Below are 16,274 nucleotides of genomic sequence, written 5' to 3'. Positions count from 1 at the left end.
AAAAATATTATTACATCACTTAAAAATAATTCTTTTCAAAGAATTTTAAATATAGTTATCTAACCTTAAAGGAATTACATAGTTTAAGAAATACACAAAATAAGTGAATAAGAGTTTATTTTTCTGCCTATTTTTTATAAAAACTTATGTCAAAATAGAAAATTTTAAATAAGCTTTTCAGTTTATACGCGAAAATATTGGGCATTTTTGCAAATGCTAAGATCTATCAAAAAATTTTATTTTATAGGGTAACGAGAAAGAAAATCGATAACACCTTTTTTATAAACTTTATCACCTACAGCAAGCATATGATCTCGACCAGGAATTGGTAAAGCTTCACCACAAGGCAACAAAGCTGCTAATGGCTCTGCAGCACCGCCAATCTCATCTAATGAACCGACAGCAACAAGTGCAGGTTGTTCAATTTTATAAATTTCGGACGCTGTTAACTCCTGTTTTGATGTGATAATACAAGCGGCCAGAGCACGTCTATCACTTTTTGTTTGATCAGCAAATTTACGGAACATTAAGCCACGTGTATTAGTAATAGTAGAGGGATCTTCGGCCAGAAGAGCCTCAGCAACAGGTTCCCAATTTCCTGCTCCCGTTACCATACCAATACCTAAACCACCAAAAATAACGCTGTTCACATATGTTGGATGTAAAAGAGCCATAAAAGCACTAATACGAGCCCCCATAGAATATCCCATAACATGGGCTTTAGATAACTCTAAATACTGTAAAAGTTTGACCGCATCGCCAGCCATAGCTTGAGGTGTATAAAAGCTAGGATCATAACTTTTAACTGAATCTCCATGGCCCCGATTATCAAGAGCAATAACACGATACCCTGCTTCAGTGAGAATACGAAACCAACCCGTTGCATACCAATTCACTCGTGCAGAAGATCCAAAACCATGAATCAACAAAATAGGTGCGCCCTGCCCTTCTTCTCGATAAGCAAATCGCAAACCATCATATTCAAAAAAATGAACGTCCTCAGCTGTCATTTTTTATCACACTTTCCACAAACGACAGGATGAATAACACGTTGCCCTTTTTTTATCTGCTTTTCAGAAACTTCACCAGCGTTAATCTCAAGTGCAAAAGCCGCAGGAACGCCTGATGAAATGGTCTTTTTTGAAAATGGAGAAGTGTTTTCAATAATCGATACAATAACCCCTTTAGAGTTTAAAAAAATCATATCTAAGGGCAAAGGTGTATTGGCCATCCACATAAAAAACTTTTGTTCCTCTTCCGATTGATAACTCTTTTGCTGCTTAAAAAGCATTGCACGATCGCGTGGAAAATCAGTCCGATACATTAACCCAGCTGCTGCTTGAGAGGGGGTAAAAGCAATCTCTACCTTATAAGAAACTGTATCTTGGTTTGTGTGTATTTGTAAAGGAATCGGATGAATAGGAATTTCCATGGGCTTCTTCGCAACAACAACGGACATTTCTAACGTAAAAAGTATCGCCGATAAAATAATATACCCTTTTTTAAAAGGTTTTAACATTCTTGTCTCCACCACAAAAAAATCTTAAATTTTGTTTCTGACATAAAAAATATCAGAGTTCAAAAGCCAAAAAACAAGAAAGCTCTTCCCTTATTTTCTTTATTTTATTCAATAGAGTAGGAACATTTGTCTCATTTAGTTTATAAATTCACGAGAGCTATAATAGAGATACTTCTATAGCTGTTTACGCAATAACTATCCTTTTAAAATACAGAAAAATATTGATTTTACTGAAAAGCTCAATGAGTAGCGATTTAATGTGTCGCAAAAGGAAATCCTATATCTGGATAAATTTCTGCTGTCATCAAACCTTTTTCCCCTTTACCAAACCGGACAAGAACAACTTGTCCTGAACGAAGCTCTGCTAAACCAAAACGGCGCAACGTTTCCATATGAATAAAAATATCTTCTGTTCCCTGCCCACGGCTAAGAAAACCAAAACCTTTGTCACGATTGAACCATTTAACAATTGCACGTTCTAGTCCACTTTCTGGAGTAACAACAACATGAGTACGGGCTGGAACTTCTGATGGATGAACCGCTGAAGAACAATCGATAGATTTCACCTGAACGCACTTTAATCCTCGTTCCGTCTTTTCCACAGCACAAGTAACTTTAGCACCCTCCAAAGCCGTTTGGAAGCCGTCCCTTCGCATGACTGTAACATGCAATAATATATCGGGGAAATGAGGTAAATCAGGTACAATAAACCCATAGCCCTTACTTCCATCAAACCACTTAATGACACCACTGATTTCGATAATCTCCCCATAAGCACCTATACTATCCTCAGATAGGGAACAATCCTTTAATGCATCCTTACTCGTCATAATAACGTGATCCTGTAGCTTATAAATTGCACGATATTGATTCTCTAGGTTTAAGTAAACATTGCTCTTGTATCAACACGCAAGTCCCAAGATAAGATTTCCCCATATTGTCGTATCTCTTACATGTTAATATCAACATGAAATTTACAAAAAATATTTATAAAACTATTTGATTGTACGCTTTACATATTTTACAAAGAGCGCGCTAGAAGAAAGGTCATATAAAAGTTTTTTTACATAATGATATTTTCATTAATGTGTAACTTGCATGATGAAGAAGTTCAATATAAGGTGCAAAAACGACAATTCAATTAAGGAAAATGCGCAATGCAATTGAAGAAAATCCTTACGACAATCACAGCTTTCATGGCACTTACAGCAAATGTTTATGCGAATGAACCTATCAAAATTGGTGTTTATCTTCCGTTAAGCGGTCAAAATGCTTTTGGAGGTCAGCTTGAAATTCGAGGTATCGAATTAGCCCATAAACAAGTTCCAGAAATTTTGGGACGTAAAGTAGAACTTGTTATTATTGATAACAAGTCTGATAAAGTGGAAGCGGCTAATGCTGTTATGCGTTTAACAGCAAGTGAAAAGGTAAGTGGAATCATTGGTAGCTATGGTTCTTCACTCTCACTAGCGGGTGGTGAAATATCTGAAAAGGCAAAGACTCCGACCATTGCAACTTCTTCAACGAGTCCCCTTGTTACACAAGGTAAAAAATATTACTTTCGCGCTTGTTTTATTGATTCCTATCAAGGGATAGGAATTGCAACTTATGTAAGCCAGATTTTACATGCAAAAAAAGCCGCTATTCTCAAAGATATTTCAAGCGATTATGCCATCGGTCTTGCGAGTTATTTTGCACGTGCTTTCAAAAAATTAGGGGGTGAGGTTATCTCAAATTTAAATTATAATTCTGGAGATCAGGATTTTTCAGCTGTTCTCACACAGATTATCGCGCAAAAACCTGATATCTTATTCATTCCATCTTACTTTTCTGAAGGTGCGATCATCATGAAACAAGCGCGTGAATTAGGGGCGAAGTTTCAGATTATGGGCGGAGATGCCATGGATAATCCAGAAACCATTACGATTGCAGGAAGTGCTGCAGAAGGTTTCTTACATACGACACTTCCCTATAGTGAGGATATGCCAAATATGTCAGTTGCTGCCCAAAAATTCACGGAAGAATGGAAAAAATCTTATCCTGACAAAGAGCCAAATATCAATTCAGTTTTGGGATACACAAGTTATATGATGTTCATGAAGGCTATTGAAAATGCTGGTAGTGCTGATCGTGAAAAAATTACCATTGCACTGAGCAAATTAAAAGACTTTCAAACGCCTTTTGGTGATATGTCAATGGATAAAAATCATAACCCTACGATTCCGATTGGTATCATTAAAATACAGGATGGAAAACGTGTTTATTTAGAAGAAGTTAAACCTGCTTTTTAATTTAAAAGTTTTATTTATTAAAATTGGAATGCAAGAATTGGTTGAGGATATTTTTCTCAACCAGAATCTTAAAATTTTCTTATTATCCTATGTAAATTAACAAATGTGGAAGGATGAGAGATGAGCACGGAAATGTTCATCCAGTATTTTTTTAATGCACTGGCATTGGGGTCTCTTTATGGACTTATCGCGATTGGTTACACCATGGTTTACGGTATATTGAGACTAATTAACTTTGCTCACGGTGATATCTTTATGCTGGGGGCTTATTTTGTTTTCTTTTCCACAATTAGCTTTATGCCGGCTTGGGCTGCATTTCTTCTTTTATTCCTCGCTGCTCTTATTTACTATTCAGTCTTTATAGGATTTAAAAGGCGTCCTCCAACTTATTGGATTGCTGTCTTTTTAATTCTGACGTTAGGATTTGTTTATTATTTTAAAATTTCCCCACAAAATTTTACACCGATCTGGGTTTTAGCTCTTTGTTTTTCCATTTTTATTACAAGTGCAGTGGGGATTATTGTTGATCAATTTGCCTATAGACCTTTACGCCATGCACCGCGTATTTCGGCACTCATCGGTGCAATCGGTGTTTCTTTTTTTATTGAAAATCTTGCTACTGTACTCTTTAGTGGTGTTCCAAAAGGTGTAAAACAACCAGATTTTCTGGTAACACCATTTTTATGGCACCTAGGATCAGAAGCAGAGGGTATCATTAGAATTGCTCCCATGTCACTGATTGTTCCCATTGTGTCATTGATTCTTATTGTTTTACTGTTATGGATTATCCATAAAACAAAACCTGGTCTTGCTATGCGTGCAATCTCTCATGATATTGAAACGACCCGTTTGATGGGGGTTTCTGTCAATAAAGTCATTGCATTTACATTTGGTATAGGCTCAGCACTTGCTGCTATAGCCGGTATTATGTGGTCTTTACGTTATCCTCAAATTCAGCCTTATATGGGCGTTCTTCCTGGTCTTAAAGCCTTCATTGCCGCCGTTATCGGAGGTATTGGTTCGATACCAGGAGCAATGTTGGGAGGATTGTTATTAGGGTTTATTGAAATTATGATTATCGCATTTTTCCCCGCGCTATCTGGATATCGTGATGCCTTCGCTTTCATTTTATTGATTCTGATTTTATTGGTATTGCCCACGGGATTAATGGGTAAAAAAAGTCAGGAGAAAATCTAATGGCAAAGTCAACGACAATTTTTTTATCGTGTATTAGTATTTTCATTCTTATCGTTTTTTTGTTCTATGCAGATAAGCATTTTAATGACTATACACTCCGTATCATCAATCTGATTGCTATTAATGCGATCTTAGCAATTTCGCTTAATTTGATTTATGGCTTTACAGGTATGTTTTCCCTTGGACATGCCGGCTTTATGGCTATTGGTTCTTATGTCTGCGCAATTTTACTTCTTTCTCCTGAACAAAAAGAGATGATGTGGATTCTTGAGCCTATCGCTGAACCTTTGTCCCATCTACAGCTTCCTTTTTTTGTTGCTGTTGTTGTCAGTGGTTTGTGTGCAGCAATTATTGGTTTATTGATTGCTTTGCCAATATTACGTCTTGGTGGTGATTATCTTGGGATTGCAACATTGGGTTTTGCAGAAATTATCCGCATTGTCATTACGAATGCAACATCGCTCACAAATGGTTCTTTGGGAATCAAAGGAATACCTCAAAATGCAACATTATGGTGGAACTATGGTTGGTTAGCATTTACAGTTCTCTTTATTGTTCTCTTACTGCGAAGCAATACGGGTAATGTATTACGGGCTATTCGTGATGATGAAATTGCTGCAAAAACGATGGGAATTAATGCTTTTTTCTACCGTAGTTTTTCTTTTACTGTTGGAGCGTTTTTTGCAGGGATAGGTGGCGCATTAATGGCTGCTCTTATTTCAACCATTGATCCGAAAATGTTTAATTTTTTGCTCACTTTTAATATTTTGATGATTGTTGTCGCTGGTGGTCTTGGTTCAATTACAGGAAGCATTATTGGCAGCATTATCATTACAGTCATGCTTGAATGGCTTCGTATTATTGAAAGTCCATTCGACTTAGGTTTTATACATATTCCAGAAACACCAGGACTTCGCATGGTTGTTTTCTCTCTTTTATTGCTGGTAATTATTTTATTTTGGAGAAAAGGGTTGATGGGACAACGTGAATTTTCATGGAATGGAATTTATAGCTTTCTAATACGCAAAAGGCTTTCTAAGTATGAGGGGAAGCTATGAACGACACTCTTCTTTCACTCAATGATATTGTAATGCGTTTTGGCGGATTAATTGCTGTCAATAATGTTAATATGGTCATTAAACGAGGAAGTATAACTGGATTAATTGGTCCCAATGGTGCAGGAAAGACAACAGTTTTCAATATGATTTCTGGGTTTTATGCCCCTACCAGTGGTATTATTCTTTTTGATGAACAAAAAATTTCTGGAGAACCTCCTTATATTGTTTGTAGACGTCATATTGCCCGAACATTTCAAAATATTCGTCTTTTCTCAGGGTTAACGGTTTTACAGAACGTTATGGTGGGTGCTCATGTCCGTCAAAAATATCCTTGGTTTTCTTCAGCCCTCTTTCTTTCAAAAGCAATGAAAGAAAAAAGAGAAGTTTATAAAAATTCCATGGAGCTTCTTGAGCGGCTACAACTTGATCACCTTGCCAATCAATTAGCAACAGCTTTACCTTATGGTGTACAACGGCGTTTAGAAATTGCACGCGCATTAGCCACAAAGCCTAAATTGCTTCTTCTTGATGAACCTGTCGCTGGCATGAATCCTCAAGAAAGTGAAGATCTTAGAAAATTCATCGCAAAAGTGCAAAAAGACTTTGATCTTACAATTCTTCTTATTGAGCACGATATGAAAGTGGTTATGGGGCTTTGCCAACATATTTTGGTTATGGAATATGGCTGTTGCATTGCTAGTGGCACACCAGATGAAATTCGTAATGACCCTAAAGTTATTGAAGCTTATCTTGGCGGAGATGTTTATGGATATTCTTAAAATAAAAAATCTTCACGTTCATTATGGCGCCATTAAAGCTGTTCAAAATCTTTCTATGTCCATAAAAAAAGGGAGTATTGTTACTTTAATTGGTGCCAATGGTGCTGGGAAAAGCAGTATTGTACGCTCTATTACAGGACTTAATCGCTCTGTTTATGGAGAAATTACCTATAATGGCGAATCAATTATTAAAAAATCACCAGAAGAGATTTTGCGATTAGGGATTGCTCTCAGCCCTGAAGGGCGACGTATTATGCCTCATCTCACTGTTCTAGAAAATCTCCATCTGGGTGCTTATATTCGTCATGATAAACAGGGAATTTCTCGTGATATTGAATGGATATTTGATCTTTTCCCACGCCTACGTGAAAGATCAAAACAGTTGGGGGGAACAATGTCAGGTGGGGAACAACAAATGGTTGCTGTAGGGCGCGCACTCATGAGCAATCCTGATATGGTTATATTAGATGAACCCTCTCTGGGGTTAGCCCCCCTTCTTGTTCGGGAGATTTTTTCGATTATCCGAAAAATTAATGATATGGGAAAAACTGTTCTTCTTATTGAACAAAATGCATTTGCTGCACTTTCTATCGCTGATTATGCTTATATTTTAGAGGTAGGGAACATTTTATTTCACGGTGAAGGGAAAGCTATGCTTTCTGATCCGCGTGTTAAAGAAGCCTATCTTGGTGGATAAAGGCAAGAAATTAAGGAAATAGAATCTATTCCTCCTCACTTTTAAGAAAGCATTCCTCAGCATTGATGAGAAATGCTTTTTTGTGAAATTTGATGATTATATCCACCATTTTTCTGCACAGAATATTCCTGCGGCTTGTTCAATAATGTGTGCTATTTGAAAAATAACTTCTTCAGCAAAAGGTTTGCCAATCAGTTGCAATCCTAGAGGTAAACCATTTGATGACAAACCAGCAGGAACAGAAATTCCTGGTAACCCAGCCATATTAATTGGTACGGTAAAAATATCATTCAGATACATTGCAACAGCATCATTTTTTATTTTTTCATCAGCAATACCAAAAGCAGGTGTTGGTGTTGCTGGGGTAAGAATAGCCTCAATTCCCGAATCAAAACATTGATCAAAGTCACGTTTTACAAGTGTTCTTACTTTTTGAGCTCTGAGATAACAGGCATCATAATAGCCTGATGAAAGAACATAAGTCCCAACCAAAATACGCCGCTTGACTTCATCACCAAAACCAACAGAACGCGTATTTTCATACATCTCGATGATGTCTTGTCCAGGCACACGCAAACCAAAACGGACACCATCATAACGCGCTAAATTAGAAGAGGCTTCTGCAGGAGCTATAATATAATAAGAAGGTAGAGCATATTTTGTATGAGGTAAAGAAATATCGTGTATTTCAGCTCCCGCATCTTTTAACCAATTTATTCCCTTTTGCCAAAGTTCAATAATCTCAGAAGACATTCCATCCAGATAATATTCTTTTGGAATACCAATTTTCATTCCTTTAATTGATTGACCAAGATAACTTTCATAATCAGGAACTGGTAAATTCATGGAAGTAGAATCTTTTTCATCAAAAGAGGCCATTGATCTGAGTAAGATAGCACAGTCACGAACATCTCTAGCAATAGGTCCAGCTTGATCGAGGGATGAAGCAAACGCGACAACGCCCCATCGTGAACAACGTCCATAAGTTGGCTTTATTCCTACAGTTCCAGTAAAAGCGGCTGGTTGACGTATTGAGCCACCTGTATCTGTTGCTGTTGCACCCGCACAAATTTGTGCAGCAACAGCAGCAGATGATCCCCCCGAAGAACCACCGGGGACGAGCTTTTCATTCGAGCCTTTTTTTCTCCATGGATTAATAACAGGACCATAATATGACGTTTCATTAGAGGAGCCCATAGCAAACTCATCCATATTAAGTTTTCCCAGCATTACGGCACCATCTTGCCATAAATTAGCCGTAACGGTTGATTCATAATGCGGTTTAAAACCATCAAGGATATTTGAACAAGCTTGAGTATGAACACCATGGGTTGCAAAAAGATCTTTAACTCCTAAGGGGATTCCTTCCAAAGTCCTCCCCTCTCCTCTCGCCAAGCGTCCCTCTGATTCAGCAGCCATTTTTCTTGCTTGTTCTGCTGTTATTGTTACATAAGCATTCAAAGTTGGATTAGCCAGTTCAATTGCTTTCAAATAAGCTTCCGTTAATTCCGTTGCTTTGAGCTTTTTCTTTATGAGAGCATCACGAGCTTGTGCAATTGTGAGGGTTGTTAAATCAGTCATATTGGTTCTCAAATTTCAAAAATATAAAAAGTTACTCAACAATTTTTGAGACAAGAAAAAAATTCTCTTCTGTAACAGGGGCATTGGCGACAATATCTGCTGCTTTATTGCCATCTGTAACACGATCTTCACGCATTCGTAGAGTCATTGGTATCAGAGATGTTAATGGTTCAACTTCACTGACATCAACTTCATTCAATTGCTCTACAAAACCTAAAACAGCATTGAATTTTTTTGTCATAGGTTCTATCTCATTATCGTGGATGGCAATCCGCGCTAAACGTGCAACCCGCTTAACGGTTTCTTGATCAACAGACATACTCTTTACGCCTTTCTGTTTTGTTTTATTTATTAATCTTTATTCTGGCTATACAAGGCTGCGCTTGCAAGCGCAAGAATATTAGATAACATGAATAAAGAATATAATTATAGATCTGAAATATTAAAAAACGTATTATAATTCTTATGACTGTTATTAATATCAATGAAGTTATGACACATCTTTTGCCTGGACAAACAATAGCAGGCTTAGATTTAGGGACAAAAACGATTGGAATTGCGATTTCTGATATGGGGCTAATTGTTTCAAATCCGCGTCCTGTGCTGCAGCGAAAAAAATTTACAGAAGATGCTCATTCACTGATTAAAATTTTTGATCATGAAAATGTAGGCGTTGTTATCATTGGCTTACCTCTTAATATGAATGGAAGCAGTGGCTCTCGTGTTCAAGCAACTAAAGCTTTTGTAAGTAATATGAAAGCGTATACAGAAATTCCATTTGTTTTTTGGGACGAACGCTTATCGACCATTGCCGCAGAACGTTCTCTTTTAGAAATGAATGTATCGCGCACAAAAAGAGCAAACAGAATTGATTCGGCTGCTGCTGCTTTTATATTGCAAGGTGCACTCAATAGAATTCAAAACTTTCATCATATGGAAGGATAGAGAACATTGAGCAAATGCCCTGCATTATAGCGTGCAATGAGCATTCCGTAAGAAGATCTCCATTGTCCCCCAAGGCGGCTTTCCATATAGGCATTTGCAACATGTTCTATATCCGTAGAACGTAATGATGCAGCAGCTGCTGCATAGGCTACTTGTTCAACAAAAAACCTTCCTGCACCTTCATTTGCAGCGGCCATATCACCGGCAGACTTAATAATTTCAATGGCGCGTGGTCCTGCAGGTCCAATATCAAGAGCAATTTTTTCTAACAATTTCTGAAACAATCCTGGTGCTTTTTCAGCAATAAGAATGGCATCCTTTACCAATTGATTAGCAGAACTATTTCTCACAATTCGCGCAGGCCCATTATGCAACATTTGTGATAATGGATTACTCTCTATAAAGCTTTCAATACCAAGTTGTGCAATAATTTCACCAATAATAGGCACAACCAATTGACTGACGTGATAAGCAATAATAGGTGTCATAATGCGCGCGAAAGCGGCTTCAGAACGGTCATTTGCTGCATTGTCAAAGGCTCTCGCTAAACGCAAAACCAATGCTTGTGAAGCAGCAATATCTAATGCAATATCTGCAAAAATACGTTCTGTCAGTGGTGGTAAAGGCTGATTTGGCATTTTTTTCCGGAAAAAATCTATACCAAATTGAAGGGCAGCGCGCAAAACACCTGCCGATATGACAGATTGATCAAAACGCATCATCGTCTCGATATCTTTAATAACTTTAAGACCTTCTCCAGCATTTCCCAAAAGCCAGCCATAACTGCCTTGAAAATCAACAACCCCCTCTGGTGTTAAAAGTTCTCCAGAACGCTGAATTAAATGACGAATCGATATCAGTCCATTTAATGCACCATTTTCCTGTATACGTGGAATAAAAAAGCAACTTAAATGACCATTTAAATCTGCACTAACAAGATATCCATCAGCTGTAGGATTAATAACATTGGTTTTTACAACATTTAAACGATACAGATCACGTTCCATATTTTCATCGAAAGAAATTTTCTTAACACTTGGAAAATTAAAAGCGTATTGTTCAATGTCATCAAATGCACACGTCAGAGAAGCAGATTTTTTATGATGAATGGGCTTTGATGAAGAATCATATTGGCGTGACAAAAGAACATTTTGCCATTTTTTGAAGAGATCACTATCACTAATTAAGACAGCAATCGCTGCACTCGTTATACTAACCTCATTCAAATGTCCTGTTTCTAAACCAGCAGATAAAGCCAAACGAATCGCACGTGCTTGATAACGTACCCCATTTTCTGAAGAAGTATTTTCCCAAAGCGAAGTCACCAATCCCGCTTGTCTAGAATATTGTTGAAGGTCTTGATAGGAAGAATGTATTTCTAATTTTTCTACCTGCTGTCCCCATTCATCGTTATAATACAATAAAGGCTTATAATGATTCGCTGAGCAAGAAAGCTTCCATGCTTCTCGACTCGCAGCAAAATCTCCTATTTCTTCAAAGCTTGCTAGTAAAAACTTAGGCAAAGTAGAAGCCATACGAAACATAAGCGTATCACTAAGAAATGTATTTTTTCGACGAGCATTTTGCGCAGAGACAGCACTCATAGGTGTATTCCTATATTCAAATCATTCATATCATAGACTATTTGTCTTTTTAGAGTTAAGAAACATTTATCATATTCAAACAAATGCTTGTTTAATCTGTTTTAAAGAGAGATAAAGAAGAATGCTATGATTCAAGATAATTTTTTTCCACTTTTCCCTCATGAACATCTTTTGGCTATTAAAGATCTGAGTGTACAAGACCTTAATACATTGCTTGATCGTGCAGAAGCAAACGTTATTCTTTCTAACAAAATTGATAAAACAAAATCTATTTTGTACGGACGGACTCAAATTAATCTCTTTTTTGAAGCTTCTACGCGAACACAATCTTCTTTTGAATTAGCCGGCAAAAGGTTGGGAGCAGACGTGATGAGTGTCGCGATTGGCAACTCATCAGTAAAAAAAGGAGAAACGTTACTTGATACAGCTGCAACGCTTAATGCGATGAAGCCAGATATATTGGTTTTTCGCCATAGCAGTGCGGGAGCCGCAGCTTTACTAGCGCAAAAAGTTGATTGTTGTGTCATTAATGCAGGTGATGGTGCTCATGAACATCCAACTCAAGCTTTATTAGATGCTCTGACCATTAAAAGAGCTAAAGGTCGTATTGAAGGATTAACGGTTGCCATTTGCGGAGATATCTTGCACTCACGTGTTGCACGTTCTAATATTCTTAGCCTTAATGCTTTGGGTGCTCGTGTTCGTGCTGTTGCCCCTTCAACACTCTTACCCACCGAAATTAATCAGATGAGTGTTGAGGTTTTTAACAACATGAAAGAAGGTCTTAAAGATGCTGACGTTATCATGATGTTACGCTTACAGCATGAACGGATGACGGGCTCTTTTATTCCCTCCACGCGTGAATATTTTCATTATTTTGGTTTACATAAAGAAAATTTAGCCTATGCGAAAAGTGATTGCATTATTTTGCATCCTGGTCCCATAAACCGTGGTGTGGAGATTGCATCGGATATCGCTGATGGGCCACAAAGTATGATTCATACACAAGTAGAAATGGGAATTGCAGTGCGTATGGCGGTTATGGAAGCTTTATTAGATTCACGCTTGAAGATCAATGGAGAAAAAAAATGATAAAACCAATTGTTTTTCAACAGGCTCGTATTATTGATCCTTCACGCGCAATCGATGAAATTGGTACAGTTATTGTTGAAAATGGGCAAATTATAGCCGCTGGAAAAGAAGCTTTGAATCAGGGAATCCCTGCCGAAGCAGAAGTTATTAATGCACAAAACAAAGCAATTCTTCCTGGACTTGTTGATGCACGTGTTTTTGTTGGAGAACCAGGAAATGAAAATCGTGAAACAATTGAATCTGCAAGTCAAGCTGCCGCAGCAGGTGGTATTACTTCCTTTCTCATGATGCCAGACACGCGTCCAGTTATTGATAACGCTGCCCTGGTTCAATTTATTAAGCGCACAGCAGGGGAAATGTCATCGGTCAATATTTATCCCGTTGCGGCAATCACACAAAATTTCAACGGACAAGAAATAACCGAATTTGGTTTGCTCAAGGATGCAGGAGCCGTTGCTTTTAGTGAAGGAAAAAAAACACTTCAAAATTCAGCTGTTATGCGACGTGCAATGACTTATGCACGCGATTTTGATGTCCCATTGATCCACGAAACGCAAGATAAAGATCTTACAGGACAAGGCGTAATGAATGAAGGATTGCTCGCTAGTTGGCTTGGTCTTTCTGGCATCCCCCGCGAAGCAGAAGTTATCCCACTTGAAAGGGATCTGCGCTTAGCGGTATTAACGCAAACCCGCTATCATGCCGCCCAGATATCAACAGCACTCTCTGCTGATGCTCTTCGCTTAAGCAAACAACGCAATGAGAAAATTTCAGCCGGTGTATCGATTAATCATTTATCTCTCAATGAAAATGATATTGGTCAATATCAAACTTCTTTCCGCCTTATACCACCATTGCGTACAGAAGAAGACCGGATAGCACTGATTGAAGCAATAAAAGATGGGACGATAGATATCATTGTCTCTTCCCATGATCCTCAGGGGGGTGACACAAAACATTTACCATTCAATGATGCAGCAGCTGGTGCTGTTGGTATGGAGACCTTATTGAGTGCAACTTTGCGTCTTTATCATGATGAGAGTCTATCTCTTCTCCGGATAACTGAACTTTTGTCAACGACGCCTGCAAAGCTCTTTGGACTCAATGCAGGAACGCTGAAAAAAGGTGCTTATGCAGACCTTATTGTGGTGGATCTTGAAGAACCATGGGTTGTTTCGACAGAGAAGTTCTATTCACGTTCAAAAAATACCCCTTTTGAAAATGCACGTTTTCAAGGACGTGTCCTCCAAACCTTTGTAAAAGGCAAATCCGTTTTTAAACTTGACTGACAAACGTAATGAGATTTTTGAATGAATGAAGCAGAAATATTTTTTCAGTCCACTCCATGGTTTATTTTCCTTGTCTCTTATCTCATTGGCTCGGTTCCATTTGGTCTTCTGTTTACAAGATTGGCCAAACTTGGTGATATAAGAGCAATCGGTTCCGGCAATATTGGAGCAACAAATGTTTTACGAACAGGAAATAGAAAAGTTGCTGCTCTAACACTTCTTTGTGATATGCTAAAAGGAGCTATCGTTGTTTTCGTTATAAAGTTTTTTAATGATCCGCTCGACAATAGTATCCTTGTTTCTCTAGCGGGTTTTTTTGCTTTCTTAGGACATCTTTTTCCCGTATGGCTTAAATTTAAAGGTGGTAAAGGTGTTGCAACCTATCTAGGGGTTTGCTTAGGAGTGTATTGGCCTGCAGCAATTATTTTTATTATTGTATGGAGTGCGATTTTTCTTCTCATGCGTTATTCTTCATTATCTGCGCTTGCTGCCGTTACAATCACGCCGATATTTGTTTTTTATTTTTCCGATTCTTATTTCTGTTGTATGCTGATCGCGATGAGCCTATTTGTGTTTATAAAACATTGTGCAAATATCAGTAGATTACTAAGTGGGGAAGAAAGTAAGGTTGGTACGCAAAACAGAGATAAATAAAGGAATCCTGCTTACTGATCGTCAACGTCTAAGCTGGTTAAGGTTATTGCGCAGTGAAAATATTGGAGCTGTTAGTTTTCGCAATCTCATTGATCATTATAAAACAGCAGAAAATGCTCTAGCAGCACTGCCAGAACTTAGTCAAAAAGGAGGTGGTTCTGCATCTATTAAAATAGCAAGCTTAGAAGATGCAGAAAAAGAAATACAAGAAGCTGAAAGATTAGGTGTTCGGTTTATCGGTATGGGAGAACCAGATTATCCAGCTTTTCTGAAAGTTACAGAAGCCCCTCCGCCACTTATTTCTATCAAAGGTAATGTTTCAATTTTTCAAAAAACGTCTATTGGCATTATAGGCTCTCGAAACGCTTCAGCTGCTGGGAAAAAGCTTACAGCTCAATTTGCCCATTTTCTTGGAGAAGCAGACTTTGTAATAATTTCTGGGCTTGCTCGTGGAATTGATAGCGTTGCGCATCAAGCAAGTTTAAAAACAGGAACTGTTGCAGTCATGGCTGGAGGAATTGATCATATCTATCCTCCTGAAAATAAAAAGTTGCATGAAGACATCATCGCTAACGGTGGAGCCATCATCAGCGAAATGCCCATCTCTTGGAAGCCGCGTGCTATCGATTTTCCAAGAAGAAACCGTATTATTGCAGCTCTATCACTTGGTTTGTTGGTTGTGGAGGCAGCCCTGCGTTCAGGGTCCTTAATTACCGCACGTCAAGCCGCTGAAATGGGACGGTTGATTTTTGCTATTCCCGGTTCTCCACTTGATCCAAGATCTGTTGGTACAAACAACCTTATCAAGGATGGAGCTCTCCTCACCACACATCCTTCTGACATCATCGAAACACTTACGCCATTAATTTCACCGCTTCCAAATTCCCAACTCAATTTTTTTGAGGAACCATCCTCTTTACAACTTGAAAAGGAGAATTTTAATTTAGCAGACGAAAAAAACTCTCATCCCTCTTTAACAGATGATGACACAGCACGCGCAGCAGTTCTTTGTGCTCTTTCAACAACGCCAATCGACATAGATACACTGAGCACCCACACAGGTGTCCCGCTCCCAACTCTCTACCTCTTATTGGTAGAACTCGAGCTTGCTGGAAAGCTTATTCGACACTCTGGTGGTTGTGTGTCATTGTCGAATCTTGATCTTCCCCAAGAGCCTCAGCACTATTAATAATGCTTTGGCCTTCTTTGGCAACCATATCCAAAAGCAATGCTAAAAGCGGACTATGCGCCTGACGCGCCATCTGATTCATTTGCTTTGACATGTCTGTAATATATTGGATAACTTTCAAATGATTTATAAACATAATCCTCTATCCTTGAGCATTTCCCCTCCTACCTCTCAATAGACGTTATCTTAGTATTTCGCCGTACGTTTTTGTAATAACAGTGGAAAATAAATCGTGTAATTCTATATAGGGTGCACTTTAATAATAACAATCACAAGTTGTACAATATTCATGTTTTTTATATGGCTAATATTTTTTTTATGTGTTCTTAAGCAATTGATATTAGCTATTCGCGTGAAAGGCGTTTATAAAAAAATTTTT

General features: G+C 38.1%; 17 protein-coding genes. 10 read left to right on the top strand and 7 right to left on the bottom strand.

What is annotated here, in order from left to right; translation table 11 throughout:
- Positions 1-236 precede the first annotated feature (236 nt).
- The 3 genes from T429_RS0104405 to T429_RS0104395 form a co-directional block, all read right to left on the bottom strand.
- Positions 237-1,010 (bottom strand): alpha/beta fold hydrolase, encoded by a 774-nt coding sequence (locus T429_RS0104405; RefSeq protein WP_005773529.1) that lies wholly within the window; start codon positions 1,008-1,010, stop codon positions 237-239.
- Complete coding sequence (locus T429_RS0104400) at positions 1,007-1,519, bottom strand: DUF192 domain-containing protein (RefSeq protein WP_005773528.1); 513 nt, start codon at positions 1,517-1,519, stop codon at positions 1,007-1,009. The genes T429_RS0104405 and T429_RS0104400 overlap by 4 nt, the downstream gene beginning before the upstream one ends.
- Before the next feature lie 254 nt (positions 1,520-1,773).
- The gene (locus tag T429_RS0104395) at positions 1,774-2,349 is read right to left on the bottom strand and encodes a cold-shock protein (protein WP_005773527.1); all 576 of its coding nucleotides are present in this window, start codon (positions 2,347-2,349) and stop codon (positions 1,774-1,776) included.
- Positions 2,350-2,676: 327 nt separating this feature from the next.
- Here T429_RS0104395 and T429_RS0104390 point away from each other — a divergent pair, with 327 nt between their 5' ends.
- The 5 genes from T429_RS0104390 (at position 2,677) to T429_RS0104370 (ending at position 7,541) form a co-directional block, all read left to right on the top strand.
- Complete coding sequence (locus T429_RS0104390) at positions 2,677-3,810, top strand: ABC transporter substrate-binding protein (RefSeq protein WP_005773526.1); 1,134 nt, start codon at positions 2,677-2,679, stop codon at positions 3,808-3,810.
- 120 nt (positions 3,811-3,930) lie between these two features.
- Positions 3,931-5,007, top strand: coding sequence for a branched-chain amino acid ABC transporter permease (locus T429_RS0104385; RefSeq protein WP_005773524.1), 1,077 nt, complete (start codon positions 3,931-3,933; stop codon positions 5,005-5,007).
- Entirely contained in the window at positions 5,007-6,065 is a 1,059-nt protein-coding gene (locus T429_RS0104380) for a branched-chain amino acid ABC transporter permease (protein ID WP_005773523.1), read from the top strand. Before T429_RS0104385 ends, T429_RS0104380 begins: the two co-directional genes overlap by 1 nt.
- Positions 6,062-6,844, top strand: a complete 783-nt coding sequence (locus tag T429_RS0104375) for an ABC transporter ATP-binding protein (protein WP_005773522.1) — start codon at positions 6,062-6,064, stop codon at positions 6,842-6,844. The genes T429_RS0104380 and T429_RS0104375 overlap by 4 nt, the downstream gene beginning before the upstream one ends.
- Positions 6,831-7,541, top strand: a complete 711-nt coding sequence (locus tag T429_RS0104370; RefSeq protein WP_005773521.1) for an ABC transporter ATP-binding protein — start codon at positions 6,831-6,833, stop codon at positions 7,539-7,541. The genes T429_RS0104375 and T429_RS0104370 overlap by 14 nt, the downstream gene beginning before the upstream one ends.
- Before the next feature lie 96 nt (positions 7,542-7,637).
- On the opposite strand, the gene gatA is transcribed toward T429_RS0104370, so the two are convergent.
- Together gatA and gatC are read right to left on the bottom strand one after the other, a co-directional pair.
- A complete protein-coding gene (gatA, locus tag T429_RS0104365) occupies positions 7,638-9,122 on the bottom strand; it encodes an Asp-tRNA(Asn)/Glu-tRNA(Gln) amidotransferase subunit GatA (protein ID WP_005773520.1) in 1,485 nt (494 codons plus the stop codon).
- 31 nt (positions 9,123-9,153) lie between these two features.
- On the bottom strand, positions 9,154-9,441 hold the full coding sequence (gatC, locus tag T429_RS0104360; RefSeq protein WP_005773519.1) for an Asp-tRNA(Asn)/Glu-tRNA(Gln) amidotransferase subunit GatC: 288 nt from the start codon (positions 9,439-9,441) through the stop codon (positions 9,154-9,156).
- A 146-nt stretch (positions 9,442-9,587) separates the two neighbouring features.
- Here gatC and ruvX point away from each other — a divergent pair, with 146 nt between their 5' ends.
- Positions 9,588-10,067, top strand: a complete 480-nt coding sequence (gene ruvX / locus T429_RS0104355) for a Holliday junction resolvase RuvX (protein ID WP_005773518.1) — start codon at positions 9,588-9,590, stop codon at positions 10,065-10,067.
- Here ruvX and T429_RS0104350 read toward each other — a convergent pair.
- Positions 10,052-11,671: an acyl-CoA dehydrogenase family protein gene (locus tag T429_RS0104350; protein WP_005773517.1), complete on the bottom strand. Its 1,620-nt coding sequence runs from the start codon at positions 11,669-11,671 to the stop codon at positions 10,052-10,054. The two genes, ruvX and T429_RS0104350, sit on opposite strands and share 16 nt — an antisense overlap.
- A 126-nt stretch (positions 11,672-11,797) precedes the next feature.
- Here T429_RS0104350 and T429_RS0104345 point away from each other — a divergent pair, with 126 nt between their 5' ends.
- From T429_RS0104345 to dprA, 4 genes are read left to right on the top strand one after another with little or no spacing between them, the layout of a single operon-like run.
- Positions 11,798-12,763 carry an aspartate carbamoyltransferase catalytic subunit gene (locus T429_RS0104345; RefSeq protein WP_005773515.1) on the top strand — a complete coding sequence of 322 codons (966 nt, stop codon included), beginning with the start codon at positions 11,798-11,800 and terminating at the stop codon, positions 12,761-12,763.
- The gene (locus T429_RS0104340; RefSeq protein ID WP_005775124.1) at positions 12,760-14,052 is read left to right on the top strand and encodes a dihydroorotase; all 1,293 of its coding nucleotides are present in this window, start codon (positions 12,760-12,762) and stop codon (positions 14,050-14,052) included. The genes T429_RS0104345 and T429_RS0104340 overlap by 4 nt, the downstream gene beginning before the upstream one ends.
- A 21-nt stretch (positions 14,053-14,073) precedes the next feature.
- Positions 14,074-14,706 carry a glycerol-3-phosphate 1-O-acyltransferase PlsY gene (gene plsY / locus T429_RS0104335; RefSeq protein WP_005773512.1) on the top strand — a complete coding sequence of 211 codons (633 nt, stop codon included), beginning with the start codon at positions 14,074-14,076 and terminating at the stop codon, positions 14,704-14,706.
- On the top strand, positions 14,663-15,895 hold the full coding sequence (dprA, locus tag T429_RS0104330; protein ID WP_005773511.1) for a DNA-processing protein DprA: 1,233 nt from the start codon (positions 14,663-14,665) through the stop codon (positions 15,893-15,895). The genes plsY and dprA overlap by 44 nt, the downstream gene beginning before the upstream one ends.
- Here dprA and T429_RS10310 read toward each other — a convergent pair.
- Positions 15,825-16,031, bottom strand: coding sequence for a hypothetical protein (locus T429_RS10310; RefSeq protein ID WP_005773510.1), 207 nt, complete (start codon positions 16,029-16,031; stop codon positions 15,825-15,827). The two genes, dprA and T429_RS10310, sit on opposite strands and share 71 nt — an antisense overlap.
- Positions 16,032-16,274 lie beyond the last annotated feature (243 nt).

This window comes from Bartonella elizabethae F9251 = ATCC 49927 (assembly GCF_000518165.1).
In the GTDB taxonomy this organism is placed as follows: Bacteria; Pseudomonadota; Alphaproteobacteria; order Rhizobiales; family Rhizobiaceae; genus Bartonella; species Bartonella elizabethae.
This window is presented reverse-complemented; position numbering and strand designations above follow the sequence as displayed.